Below are 12,690 nucleotides of genomic sequence, written 5' to 3'. Positions count from 1 at the left end.
ATTTCCAACTAACGCAGGTTGCGCTGCTGCTGGATCTGGCGTCCCTGCGCAGCCCACGTCTTATGGCGGTTGTATCGAATTGCCTTCACCTTGCCGCGATTGCCCAGGTACGCAGACACCGCTGCCGAAATGGCGATGACAGTATCCTCGGGGATATCTGCGTCCACGCGTTTGCGCAGTTCAGCCAACTCGCTTTCTGCCTGATTCAGGCGTGCCGTGGCCTTCTGCAAGCTTGTCGAGGTCGCATCCAACCGGTCGGTCAGTTCAGCGACGAGCGCTCGCAGCTCCTTAATCTCACCGATGCCGTCAGACATTACTGTGGCCCCAATCCGTGCTTCTTGGCCGGGCGAACCTCGCGCTTGTTACGCAGAACCGACAGTGCGTCAGCCACACGCAGGCGGGTTTCCGCCGGGTCAATCACGTCGTCGACCAGTCCGCGCGAGGCGGCGACATACGGCGTCGAGAAGCGTGTCTTGTATTCGGCGATACGCTCGTCGCGCACGCGCGCCTGCTCTTCCTCGTCGCCCGCGGCGGCAATTTCCTTTCGGAAGACCACGTTGACCGCACCCTCTGCGCCCATCACCGCAATTTCCGCGGTCGGCCATGCGAATACGTAGTCCGCACCGAGGTCCTTCGAGCACATCGCCAGGTACGCACCGCCGTAGGCCTTACGCATGACGACGGTCACCTTGGGCACAGACGCTGCGGAGTATGCGTAGAGCATCTTTGCGCCGTGGCGGATGATGCCGCCATGCTCCTGGGTGACGCCCGGCATGAAGCCAGGAACGTCAACCAGGGTGACCAGCGGGATGTTAAAGGCATTGCAGAAGCGGATGAACTTTGCGCCCTTGTCCGAGGAATTGATGTCCAGCACACCGGACATCACGTTCGGTTGGTTGGCGACAAAGCCCACGGTACGGCCCAAAACTCGACCAAAGCCGACAACCAGGTTGGTGGCAAAACCCGCCTGGCACTCGAGGAAGTCGCCATTGTCGGCGATACGGATGATGACCTCGCGGACGTCGTAGCCCTTCTTGCCATCGACGGGAACGATGTCGCGTAGCTCTGAATCCGGCTCGGCGTCGAATACCGGATCCACGATTGGCGGCTCTTCCGTGTTGTTCTGTGGCAGGAAGCTTAAGAGCTTCTGCGCAATCAGGATGGCCTGCTCGTCATCGTCGGCAACGAAGTCAATATTGCCGGCCTTGGCCATGTGCGCATCAGCGCCACCGAGCTGCTCGGAGGTGACTTCCTCGCCGGTCACCGACTTAATAACGCCCGGGCCGGTGATGAACATCTGTGCCTTGCGAGTCTGAATGATGAAGTCGGTCAGCGCTGGCGAGTAGGCAGCGCCACCAGCACATGGACCTGCAATGATGGAAATCTGCGGCACCAGACCGGAAAGCCAGACATTGTTGTAGAAGACCTGGCCGTAGCCCGACAGAGAGTCAATCCCCTCTTGAATGCGAGCACCACCGGAGTCGTTGATAAACACGAACGGAGTGCCGTTGTCGGCAGCAGCGCGCATGGTGGCCGCAACCTTGCGGGACTGCGTTTCACCAGCGGAGCCACCCATGACCGTGAAGTCCTGGGAGGCCACGTGCACTGCCCGGCCGAGAACCGCGGCAGTGCCGGTGACCACGCCGTCGGCAGGCGCTTCGGCAGTATCCATGCCGAAGTCGGTGGTGCGGTGAGTCATAAACATGCCGGTTTCACGGAAAGTGCCCTCGTCGACGAAGTTGTCGATACGCTCGCGGGCAGTCATCTTCCCACGTTCGTGCTGCTTGGCCTGGCGGGCTTCACCGCCACCGGCCTCAACACGGCGACGCTGAGCATCCAAATAATCCAGGCGCTCCGCCATCGAGGCATCGACGCCCGGCGCGACGGCATCCGCCGAATTCGGCTGGTTTGCTGAACTTTGCGACATTGCTATCTCTTCTCCCGATGTTCCTAGGCGGGTTCCACTTGGACGGTCTGTGAGCGACCGCCAACGGTGACCTTGTAGCGAATTGGCTCGCGAATGGCATTGGCAGCACCTGAGGCCTGCTCCGCCTCGCGCTTGAGCTGTTCGGCAGTCTTACCGACGTTCTTCGGCCCTTCGCCGCGCGTGGTGAAGAATCCCGGTGCGACGGATGGGAACAGTGCGTTGGTCAGGACGTCCTCGGCGGTGCCGTTGTAACCGTCGAGCTCCTTGGCCTGCTTGACCAGGTCGTCCCACTCTGGCTCGAGGAGATCAGCCGGGCGAACCGTGATTTCTTCCTTCTTGGTCTGTTCCGCTGCCTGCTTAATCAGCTCTGGGTTGCGCTCACCCGGGCACTGCCCGTAATAGCCGAGCATGAGGTCAGCGAACTCAGCCGTCATAACCTTGTAGCGTCCCATCAGCACGTTAAACACAGCTTGCGTGCCGACGATCTGCGAGCTCGGAGTCACCAGCGGCGGGTAACCGGCGTCCTTGCGGACAATCGGTACCTCACGCATGACCTCTTCGACGCGGTCACCCGCGCCCTGGGCCTTGAGCTGGTTTTCCATGTTCGACAACATGCCACCAGGAATCTGCGACATGAAAATGTCGGTATTGACCAGGGTTTTCGACTCGAACTCTGCGTACTTCGGACGCACCTCGCGGAAGTGGTCACGAATGGTGATGAGGTTATCCATGTTCAGGTCGGTGGTGTAGTCGGTTCCCTCCAACATTTCCACCAGCGACTCGGTCGGGTTGTGCCCCGGGCCCAGCGACATCGACGAAATTGCCGTGTCCACGACATCCGCACCAGCTTCGATGGCCTTCATCAAAGTCACCATCGTGACACCGGTGGTCGAGTGACAGTGGACGTTAATCTGGGTGTCCTCGCCGTACGTTTCCTTGATGCCGCGGATGATGTCGTAAGCCGGCTGAGGTTTCAGCAGCGCTGCCATGTCCTTCAACGCAATGGAATCCGCCCCCATATTCAGTAGACGACCAGCGAGCTTCACGTACCCGTCGACGTCGTGAAGCGGAGACGTCGTGTAGCAGATCGTGCCCTGCGCATGCTTGTCGACGTTCTTAACTGCGCGCATGGCGTGCTCGAGATTGCGTGGGTCGTTAAGCGCGTCGAAAACACGGAATACGTCCATACCGTTTTCAGCGGACTTCTCGACGAACTTGTCAACCACCATGTCCTCGTAGTGGCGGTAACCGAGGAGATTTTGACCGCGCAACAGCATCTGCAGGCGACTGTTCGGCATCAGCTTGCGGAATGTCCGCAGGCGCTCCCAGGGGTCTTCATTAAGGAAGCGGATGCAGGCGTCAAAGGTTGCGCCGCCCCAGCACTCCACACTCCAAAAACCGGCCTTGTCCATTTCTTCACAGACATCGACCATGTCTTCCATAGCCATTCGCGTTGCCATGAGGCTCTGATGAGCGTCTCGGAACGCTACTTCCGTTACACCAATGGTTCGTGGACTCATAACTCCAAAAGTAAAGGCCTTTGGGGATCTTCGCGCGTTGGTGACCGCGAATATTGGGGATTCGGCGCCCGCCAAGGTGCGTTTAGAGTGTCAAATTGCCCACTTGCAGGGTTAAATACTTATTTTCACGCGAAGTTTATGCTCTTAATCGTTCGACTCGAATTTTTCCTTGGGGGTCGTTTTTGCGAATTGCGCTCGACAGATGGGACGGATGGCGCGCCCACACGGGACCGAAAAAGGCTCATGTTTTTTACAAAACGGTTAAGGTAGTCACATGAACCAAGCAAATACAGTCGGCGATTATCAAGTATGGCCGGGTGAGCCTTACCCGCTCGGATCTACCTACGACGGCGCTGGCACCAACTTTGCACTCTTTTCCGACGTTGCGGAAAAGGTTGAGCTTTGTCTGATTAGCGCCGAAGGCGAAGAAACACGCATTGAGTTGGAAGAAGTCGATGCGCATATCTGGCACTGCTACATCCCGTCCATCATGCCGGGCCAGCGCTACGCCTACCGCGTGCACGGCCCATTCGATCCGGCCAACGGTAAGCGTTGCGACCCCAACAAGCTGCTGGTCGACCCATACGCCAAGGCTTTCGACGGCGAATTCGACGGTCACCCATCACTGTTCAACTATGACATTCATGACCACTCGAAGCGCAACACCGAGGACAGCCTGGGACACACCATGACCTCCGTGGTCATCAACCCATTCTTCGACTGGGGCGCTGACCGCGCACCTCGCACGCCGTACAACGAGACCGTGATTTACGAGGCCCACGTCAAGGGCATGACCATGACTCACCCGGAAATTCCGGAGGAGCTACGTGGTACCTATGCCGGTCTCGCGCATCCGGCGATTATTGACTACCTCAAGGACCTTGGTGTCACGGCTATCGAACTGATGCCGGTCCACCAGTTCCTCCAGGACGACCACCTGCGCGAAAAGGGGCTGCGCAACTACTGGGGCTACAACACCTTCGGTTTCCTAGCACCACACCAGGACTACTCGGCTTCCCAAAAGCCAGGCGGAGCAGTCAGCGAGTTCAAGGGCATGGTGCGCGCATTTCACGATGCCGGCATTGAGGTCATCCTCGACGTGGTCTACAACCACACCGCCGAGGGCAACCACATGGGCCCAACCATCTGCTTCCGAGGCATCGACAACGAGGCCTACTACCGCCTGGTCGAGGGTGACCGCCAGCACTACATGGACTACACCGGCACCGGTAACTCCCTGAATGTGCGCCACCCACACTCGCTGCAGCTCATCATGGATTCGCTGCGCTACTGGGTCTCCGAGATGCATGTCGACGGCTTCCGTTTCGATTTGGCCTCTACTCTGGCTCGAGAATTCCACGATGTCGATCGCCTCTCCGCCTTCTTTGACTTAGTGCAGCAGGATCCGATTGTCAGCCAGGTCAAGCTCATTGCAGAACCGTGGGATGTCGGCGAAGGTGGCTACCAGGTCGGTAACTTCCCACCGCAGTGGACTGAATGGAACGGTAAGTACCGCGACACCATCCGCGACTTCTGGCGCGGTGAGCCATCCACGCTCGGCGAGTTCGCTTCACGTATCACCGGTTCCTCGGACCTGTATGCAAACAATGACCGCCGCCCAACTGCGTCGATTAACTTCGTGACCGCGCATGACGGTTTTACTCTCAATGACTTGGTCAGCTACAACGAGAAGCACAATATGGCCAACGGCGAGGACAACCGCGATGGCGAGTCCCACAACCGTTCGTGGAACTGCGGTGTGGAAGGCCCGACCGACGACGAGCGCATCATTTCGCTGCGCGCTCGCCAGCATCGTAACTTCCTGACCACTCTCCTGCTGTCCCAGGGCACTCCGATGATTAGCCACGGTGACGAAATGGGACGTGGCCAGAAGGGCAACAACAACGTCTACTGCCAGGACAACCGTTTGGCCTGGGTCGACTGGAATCAGACTCGTACCAACTCTGAACTGGTCGAATACACCCAGTTCCTGACTGAGCTGCGTGCGGAACACCCAGTCTTCCGACGCCGCCGCTTCCTGCGCGGTGGCCCGCTCGGTGCGGAAACCGACGATCGTGACATTGCCTGGCTGACCTATGAGGGTCGTGTCATGACGACCGATGACTGGAACTTCGACTTCGGCAAGTCGTTGATGGTCTGGCTCAACGGCGATGCCATCACTGAGCCTGACCGCCGAGGTCACAGGATTGAGGATGACTCCTTCCTGCTGTGCTTCAACGCCCACCACGAGGACATCATGTTCCAAATTCCGGGCACCGAATACGCACACAGCTGGGAAGTCATCATCGACACCACAGAGATCACGGGTCGCCCGACCCGCGAGCGCATCGTTGAGCCAGAAGGCGAGCTCCGCGTGCCAGCCCGTTCTACCATCGTGCTGATCGAGCGGCACTAGCCGCGTCCGCGTTGGGTGTAGGGGCCTGGGCCTGGGTTGGTTCCTACACAAAAATCCCCTGTCGGCGGAAGGCTTTTCTTCCACTGACAGGGGATTTTCGGCTCTGAGTTCAACTCAAAACAGGGTTTGGGTCAACACAGCACTGCGGGAGCCGAGCTGGCGTGAAGTCTTCTTACGCAGATGCGCGCATATTGAACTCCGCCTGAGAGTTCAACCAGTACTCCGGCTCGGTGTCAAAGTAGTCGGACAGTCGATTTGCGAGGTCAGTAGTGACCGCAGTGCGGCCGGTGCGAAAGCGCTCCAGAGTTGAGCTTGGCACGCCGATGGCAAGAGCCAGTCGGTAGATAGAGAGGTGTCGCGGCTCGAGGAAATTATCGTTCAAGATAGAACCAGGGTGCACAGGATGCGTGCTCAAAATGTTTACTCCTTATTTCATCGCTTCACTGGCATACGTTGTTTCCGCTTTGCCCTACGCTTGAGCTCGAAAGCTCGAACGACCAGTTACCGCCGTTCGTCGAAAAGTATAAGGAGCGCCCGCTCAAAATGCATCCGGACATTTAACCCCCCAAAACATGTGGTTTTCAGGGGTACAGACACCCCCGCTGTCCGAACATCCCATAAATATTCCTATTTTTGTGGGCATTTCCACATTGCCGGAAGCCACATGTACTCGGCGACAGCCGCAGGTACCGCAGCCTCTATGGGGCTCAATCCGCCATCGGCGCTACCATCTAGTGCATGACTACGACCACGCCATCCTCCGAGCCCGCCGTCGTCTTCGAGCTCACCGGCGACACGGTGACTATTACCGCAGATGGGCTCCGCCTTACCCACACCATCAACACGGCTAGCACCGCCCCCGCGAAGCCCCTCCCGCTTGCCGACGTTGCCGAGGTCGCATCGGCAAGTAAAAACGGTGTCTACACTCCGGCCAACCGCTTTTTCCCCGGCACGGTAGACCTCGGGGTAGCTTTGCCAAAGGCCCGTGTGATGCCTCATCGTCAGGCAGCAGCGCAGTTGCTGGCTGACCTCATGGCGGAGATGGCCAAGAATCCGGAGTTCTACAATTCAGCAGATGCTTTTACTTCCACGTTGATGCCGTGGGTGGCACAGCGCGCGGCAGTCACCGAAGGCGTGAGTGTGGTTGAGGGCGCGGGCGACGTCGTAAAGCAGTCTGTGCCTTTTGCACCGCTTCCTACTGGGGATGAGGTTGCGGCATCGGACATCGCACCGTTTGCAGCGTTCGATGTAGAGACAGCGAACGAAGACACCGGCTCGATTATTCAGCTTGGCGTTGCGGTCGTGCGTGGCGGGAAGGTGACGGAGCGTTATTCCTGGATGTGCCGTCCGCCAAAGGGGCTGGAGTATTTTGATGAAGCCAATGTCGCGATTCATGGCATCACGGCGGCGGATGTGGCCCGTGAGCCGTCATTTCCGGAGCAGCTGGCGAAGTTTATTGACGTCGTTGGGGATTTGGACGTAGTTGCTCACAATGCGCGGTTTGATTTCACTGCCCTGTCGCGGGCGTGCCGGGCGGAAGGCATTCCAGCACCGAAGTTGAATTTTGCGTGTACTTATATGTGGGCTCGGCAGATGCAGTTGGGGCTGCCCAATTTGAAGCTGCCGACGTTGGCGGAGGCCGCGGGGGCGTCGCTGGAGCATCATCATGATGCGACGGCAGATGCGGTCGCATGTGCTGAGGTAGCGCTGTGGTTGATGGAGCAGCAGCGCGCGACATCGGTGGCTGATTTGAGCCAAAAGGTCTCGCTGAGCTTGGGCCAGATTGGCAGTGGACGAGTGCGGATGGTGCGCTATGACCCGTCTGGTGTCACCAGCACTGGTGCCGGGACCAACGCGGGCACTGGTGCTGGTGCTGGTGCGCAGTCCGGCAGTTCCGCGCCGTCACGTCGGCCGCGTCGCAATGCGAAATGGGATGCGGCAAAGACACCGGACACCATTCCAGACCCGAATCCGGACGCGGATCCAAGCGGCCTGCTGTACCAGCAGCGGGTGACACTGACCGGCGATTTTGCACCGTATGACAAGGGCTTTCTGTGGGATAAGATCGCCTTTGCAGGTGCGAATATCAATAAGGGTGTCACGAAGAAGACGACCATTTTGGTCGCCGGTCCGTGGGATTCGGTGACGTCGAAGGAGAAGAGGGCTCGACAGCTGCAGGCCGAAGGCCAGGAAATCCAGATTTGGACTGAGAAGGAGCTCTTCACCGCACTCGGGCTGAATCCGGAAGAGGATGGCGCGTCCGAAGCAGGAGACGCTGCGGAAGGAACACCGAGCGCCAGCGCCGGGGACAACTCCAGTGAGTCGGTTCCAATGTTTGGTTCCACTTCCCTGCCGGGCGATGACGGAATGCCACCCTTCTAGGCCATGTTCACGAGAAGAAATTCGCATTCGGACGGCGGGTGCAGACTCTGGGGCTAGCTGCTGCCACAGCGGTCCGGCAGCAGCTTTTCCTGGTGGGCGGTATAAAGGGGAACATGAGTCGCCGACCAATTACGTCCACCTACCGTCTCCAACTCCGTGGCCCCAAGGCCGACCCAAACGGGCGCGCTTTCACGTTCGCTGACGCGGCTGAACAGGTCGGCTACTTGGCAGACCTCGGAATTTCACACCTGTATCTGTCGCCTATCCTCACCGCCGTACCGGAGTCTAACCATGGCTACGATGTCATCGATCCGACGACGGTGAACCCGGAGCTCGGCGGCATGGAAGAGCTGCAGAAGCTCGCGCAGGTGGCGCACAAGGCCGGTCTGGGCATCATTATCGACCTGGTACCGAACCACCTCGGTGTTGAGGAGCCCAAGCTCAATGCCTGGTGGTGGGACGTTCTGACCTATGGCAAGGATTCTCAGTTCGAGCCATACTTCGATATCGACTGGCACGAGGACAACGGTGCCAACGGCAAGATGGGGTTGCCGATTCTGGGCTCCCCGGAGGATATCGACAAGCTGGAGCTCGACACGTCTGGTGACGAGCCACTTCTGCGCTACTACGACAACACATTCCCGGTGCGCCCGGGCACCGAGGACGGAACCCCGCAGGAAGTACATGATCGCCAGGCCTATCGCCTGATGTACTGGAAGGACGGGGTCATTGGCTACCGTCGATTCTTCAGCGTCAACGGTCTGGCCGGCATCCGCCAGGAAAACCCGGTGGTATTCGAGCACACACACCGCATCATCCGCGAGCTGCTGGCAGCGGACATCATTGACGGTGTCCGCATTGACCACCCGGATGGCCTCAGCAACCCATTCGGATACCTCAGTGAGCTGCGCCGTCTACTCGGCGATGACAAGTGGCTGGTTATCGAGAAGATTCTGGGTGCCGAAGAGCCACTGGATCCGAGGCTCCAGGTTGACGGCACCACGGGTTACGACGCCTTGCGTGAGTTCGACAATGTCTTCGTCAACCGCGACTCCCGAGACGCCATGAGCATGTTGGCTCTGCAGCAGTCCGGCTCAACCTGGGACAAGACTGCCGTGCAGGCAACTGCGCAGGCTCTCAAACACGATGTCGCGGCTCACGAGCTGGCTGCGGAGGTCCGTCGTCTAGCACGTGCCCTGCGCCGCGATAACTGGTCTATCAGCGGCACCAGCGTCAGCGATGAGGTACTTATCGACACCATCTGCAAACTGGTCGCTGCCATGCCTGTCTACCGTTCGGACTATGTCTCCCTGTCGCGAGTGGCTTCCACGGTCATTGGTGAAATGGCAGCGCGTTTCCCCTCTCGTGTCTTTGCCCTCGACCTCATTTCGGCAGGTTTGGTAGCCGGTGGTGAGGCCGCCACGCGGTTCGCTCAGGTTTGTGGTGCGGTCATGGCAAAGGGTGTCGAAGACACGACCTTCTACCGTGCCTGCCGCCTGATCAGCCTAAACGAAGTCGGCGGTGATCTCGGTCGCTACGGCATGTCTGCGGCGGAGTTCCACCTGTTGCAGTCGGAACGTGCTCGCCTCTGGCCACGAACCATGACCACGCTGTCCACGCACGACACCAAGCGCGGCGAAGATGTCCGAGCCCGCATTCTCCAGCTCTCCGATGTCTCCGGCGACTGGGCTGAAAATGTCCGCAACTGGATGGCCATCACCCCCGCCCCGGACGATGCCACCGGCTACTTCCTGTTGCAGAACATCATCGGAGTCTGGCCGACCGACGGCGTAATTACCGATGAACTGCGCGAACGCCTCCACAACTACGCCATTAAGGCCATCCGTGAGGCAGATGTTCACACCTCCTGGACGGAGCCGGTCGAGGAGTTCGAACTCGGCATCCGCAGCTGGATCGACGCGCTTCTCGACGGCCCCCTGACCGACTCCATCACAGAGTTCGTCCGCTCCATTGCGCCAGCTGCCCTGACCACGTCTCTGTCGCGCAAGCTCCTCCAGCTTGTCGGCCCCGGTATCCCCGATACCTACCAGGGGACGGAGTTCACAGAGGACTCCCTGGTTGATCCCGACAACCGCCGCTTCGTCGACTACGATGCGCGAGTCGCGGCGCTGGATAAGGTTGCCCGCGATGAGGTCACGTCGGTGACCAAGAGTCCAGAGCACCCAGCTGAGCTGCCGGAGGACTTTACGGATGCCGATGCGGACGTCGCAAAGCTGATGGTGACTCACCACGGAGTGAAGCTGCGTGCGGAGCGTCCGGAGTCCTTCGTTGGCGGTGCCTACCAGCCAGTATTCGCCGTCGGTGTCGGCGAGCGTCATTTGGTCGGTGCAGCACGTGGACCGAAGGGCGAGCCGGAAGATGTTATCGCGCTGGTGACGCGCCGTCCGCTGGGACTGCAGCGCGAAGGCGGTTGGGGCGACACTACAGTGACACTTCCCAAGGGATTCTGGACCGACCGTTTCACTGGCCATACTTGGTCCGGCACCATCGCCGTGGCTTCTCTGTTCAGCTCCTTCCCAGTAGCACTGCTGGTACGCGAGGACGATGACGACTAATCGAATGAAGGATTCGCTTGCCGACGGTTCCCGCGATCAGACCCGCAAGGCTCAGTTGGCGGAGGATCGAGAGGTTACACGTGCGCTGCAGTCGAAGTACGACTCGTGGGCAACTCGGCACCCCACCGCCGCGCAGGACTTTGTCGATGCGATTAAAGAGATTCTCTCCGATGCCGGTTTGGCCTTTGACAATGTCACGGCGCGGGTGAAGTCTTTCCGCTCATTGCGGCAGAAGGCCCTGCGTCGTGAAGCGGATGGCAGCTACGTCTACCCTGACCCGTGGCACGATATCCACGACATCATCGGTGTGCGTGTAACCACGTACCATTCGACGGAGATTCCCGCGATCATGGATGCGCTGGGAGATTCGCTGACTGTGCTGCGTAGGATTGACAAAACCGCGGAGACACGAATCAGCGGCCGGTTGGGATACGGCTCCCAGCACTTGATCTGCAAGGTGTCGACGGCGGCGCCGTCAGAGCTAGCTCCATATGCGGATATGCAGTTTGAGGTGCAACTGCGCACTGTGCTGCAGCATGCGTGGGCGGAATTTGAGCACGATATTCGCTATAAGGCCCCTGAGGGAGCGACAGACCCGCGGATTGATCGAGCTTTTGCGCTGGCCGCTGGCCTTATTGAGCTCGCGGATCAGCAGTTCGACCAAGTCGTTGCCGTGCTGGAGGAATCCACGCCGGACGATTCCGCGCAGGGAGAGGGAAAACAGCCCTCAGCTCCGGCAAAGACCACAGCCGATGACATTGTGGTGACTGAGGAAACCCTACCCGGCGTGCTGACGATGCTGCTTCCAGATGCGCCCCGATCGAAATCAGAACATTACGGCTGGGCAGAAGAACTGCTGGAGCGCAATGGCATTCGCACTGTCGGGCAGCTGCGAGAGCTACTTAATCCGCAGCGCCTCAGCGCCGTAAGCAAGGCCATGAAGTACCGCTTTAACCCAGGCCATGTGCGTGTTATCGATGACCTACTACTAGCGGCTCGCGGTGAAAAACACATCAAGGCCACTGCGGATACCAGCCATAACCCGAAGCGTCGACCAGCCCGTTTGCGCGCACGGTTGCAGCAACTAGCGGAGGCCGGGATGCCTATGAGCGACGTCCCCGAAGACGATCGAGCTGACGGCGATCGCGCTTCGTAGGCCGCCCGGCACCGCGGTCGCGCGTCGGCATCGATGCGAGAATCTCCCTCGGGGGCGGCGGCGGAGAGTGGTCGATATAGCACTGCCTGGCCACCGGAGCTCCGACCCGCTTCTTCACCGTCTTGGTGACCTCAACAATGTGTTCGCGGTGGTTTGCCCACAGTCGCACTCTATCCCCTGGAACGACCAGAACTGAGGGTTTCACGGCTTCGCCGTTGACTTTGACGTGGCCGCCACGGCACGCATCTGCGGCCAATGAGCGAGTTTTCAGCAACCTGACCGCCCAAATCCAGGCATCAATACGCACTGGCTCGGTAGACAATTGCTGCTGAGCAGGCATTTACTGCGGATCCTTGTAGTTCACAATCCGCTGAACCTTTTGCCAATTGAGAAAACCACCGACCAGGCCGACTACTGCCAGGATGAGGAATAGAGACATGCTTCCGGCTAGAAGTCCGAGCACTGCACCGCCGACGACACCACTGCCTGCCCATACAACGGCATTGCGGGAGTACTTTCGCACCGCGTTCTTGCGGAGCTCAATGGGGTTCTGAGGTTGGGGCTGAAGATAGCTCATGGAGTACATATTAGAGCGTTCTGGTCGCCCTGACGCATCGCATAGGTCGATAGGGCGTACAATTCGGGAAAAATTTCTACAGCTATAGCAAACCTGCTAGATATTCCTATTTGGGTAGGTAATTAACACAATGGCG

10 protein-coding genes are annotated in these 12,690 nt (G+C 59.1%); 4 read left to right on the top strand and 6 right to left on the bottom strand.

The window, feature by feature from the left end; translation table 11 throughout:
* Nucleotides 1-8 precede the first annotated feature (8 nt).
* The 3 genes from QKE19_RS02100 to QKE19_RS02090 are packed head-to-tail and all read right to left on the bottom strand — an operon-like array spanning nucleotide 9 to nucleotide 3,447.
* Nucleotides 9-314, bottom strand: coding sequence for a hypothetical protein (locus QKE19_RS02100; RefSeq protein ID WP_016422965.1), 306 nt, complete (start codon nucleotides 312-314; stop codon nucleotides 9-11).
* A complete protein-coding gene (locus tag QKE19_RS02095; protein WP_347890257.1) occupies nucleotides 314-1,927 on the bottom strand; it encodes an acyl-CoA carboxylase subunit beta in 1,614 nt (537 codons plus the stop codon). The genes QKE19_RS02100 and QKE19_RS02095 overlap by 1 nt, the downstream gene beginning before the upstream one ends.
* Before the next feature lie 23 nt (nucleotides 1,928-1,950).
* Entirely contained in the window at nucleotides 1,951-3,447 is a 1,497-nt protein-coding gene (locus QKE19_RS02090; RefSeq protein ID WP_347890255.1) for a methylmalonyl-CoA carboxytransferase subunit 5S, read from the bottom strand.
* A gap of 274 nt (nucleotides 3,448-3,721) precedes the next feature.
* On the opposite strand from QKE19_RS02090, the gene glgX reads away from it, so the two are divergent.
* Nucleotides 3,722-5,863: a glycogen debranching protein GlgX gene (glgX, locus tag QKE19_RS02085; RefSeq protein WP_347890253.1), complete on the top strand. Its 2,142-nt coding sequence runs from the start codon at nucleotides 3,722-3,724 to the stop codon at nucleotides 5,861-5,863.
* A gap of 172 nt (nucleotides 5,864-6,035) precedes the next feature.
* Here glgX and QKE19_RS02080 read toward each other — a convergent pair whose 3' ends face one another.
* Nucleotides 6,036-6,278, bottom strand: a complete 243-nt coding sequence (locus tag QKE19_RS02080) for a HigA family addiction module antitoxin (protein ID WP_005510305.1) — start codon at nucleotides 6,276-6,278, stop codon at nucleotides 6,036-6,038.
* 323 nt (nucleotides 6,279-6,601) lie between these two features.
* Between QKE19_RS02080 and QKE19_RS02075 the strand changes: the two genes are divergently transcribed.
* The 3 genes from QKE19_RS02075 (at nucleotide 6,602) to QKE19_RS02065 (ending at nucleotide 11,977) form a co-directional block, all read left to right on the top strand.
* Entirely contained in the window at nucleotides 6,602-8,245 is a 1,644-nt protein-coding gene (locus tag QKE19_RS02075) for an exonuclease domain-containing protein (protein ID WP_347890251.1), read from the top strand.
* A 113-nt stretch (nucleotides 8,246-8,358) separates the two neighbouring features.
* A complete protein-coding gene (gene treY / locus QKE19_RS02070) occupies nucleotides 8,359-10,821 on the top strand; it encodes a malto-oligosyltrehalose synthase (RefSeq protein ID WP_347890249.1) in 2,463 nt (820 codons plus the stop codon).
* A complete protein-coding gene (locus tag QKE19_RS02065) occupies nucleotides 10,811-11,977 on the top strand; it encodes a GTP pyrophosphokinase (RefSeq protein ID WP_069359178.1) in 1,167 nt (388 codons plus the stop codon). The genes treY and QKE19_RS02065 overlap by 11 nt, the downstream gene beginning before the upstream one ends.
* Here the strand turns inward: QKE19_RS02065 and QKE19_RS02060 are convergent.
* Both QKE19_RS02060 and QKE19_RS02055 read right to left on the bottom strand, forming a co-directional pair.
* Entirely contained in the window at nucleotides 11,925-12,317 is a 393-nt protein-coding gene (locus QKE19_RS02060; RefSeq protein ID WP_080969602.1) for an RNA-binding S4 domain-containing protein, read from the bottom strand. The genes QKE19_RS02065 and QKE19_RS02060 overlap by 53 nt on opposite strands.
* Nucleotides 12,318-12,554 (bottom strand): hypothetical protein, encoded by a 237-nt coding sequence (locus QKE19_RS02055; RefSeq protein WP_172620238.1) that lies wholly within the window; start codon nucleotides 12,552-12,554, stop codon nucleotides 12,318-12,320.
* Nucleotides 12,555-12,690: the final 136 nt, after the last annotated feature.

Origin of the sequence: Corynebacterium sp. c8Ua_99 (assembly GCF_039907185.1) — a bacterium.
GTDB classification, from domain to species: Bacteria; Actinomycetota; Actinomycetes; order Mycobacteriales; family Mycobacteriaceae; genus Corynebacterium; species Corynebacterium jeikeium_D.
Note: the sequence above shows the minus strand (reverse complement) of the source record. Positions and strands in the feature narration are given on the sequence as shown.

Coding starts and splice junctions, on each gene's coding strand:
- QKE19_RS02060 (WP_080969602.1), bottom strand. CDS start 12,317: ATGCCTGCTCAGCAGCAATTGTCTACCGAGCCAGTGCGTATTGATGCC.
- QKE19_RS02090 (WP_347890255.1), bottom strand. CDS start 3,447: ATGAGTCCACGAACCATTGGTGTAACGGAAGTAGCGTTCCGAGACGCT.
- QKE19_RS02075 (WP_347890251.1), top strand. CDS start 6,602: ATGACTACGACCACGCCATCCTCCGAGCCCGCCGTCGTCTTCGAGCTC.
- QKE19_RS02100 (WP_016422965.1), bottom strand. CDS start 314: ATGTCTGACGGCATCGGTGAGATTAAGGAGCTGCGAGCGCTCGTCGCT.
- QKE19_RS02065 (WP_069359178.1), top strand. CDS start 10,811: ATGACGACTAATCGAATGAAGGATTCGCTTGCCGACGGTTCCCGCGAT.
- QKE19_RS02095 (WP_347890257.1), bottom strand. CDS start 1,927: ATGTCGCAAAGTTCAGCAAACCAGCCGAATTCGGCGGATGCCGTCGCG.
- glgX (WP_347890253.1), top strand. CDS start 3,722: ATGAACCAAGCAAATACAGTCGGCGATTATCAAGTATGGCCGGGTGAG.
- treY (WP_347890249.1), top strand. CDS start 8,359: ATGAGTCGCCGACCAATTACGTCCACCTACCGTCTCCAACTCCGTGGC.
- QKE19_RS02055 (WP_172620238.1), bottom strand. CDS start 12,554: ATGAGCTATCTTCAGCCCCAACCTCAGAACCCCATTGAGCTCCGCAAG.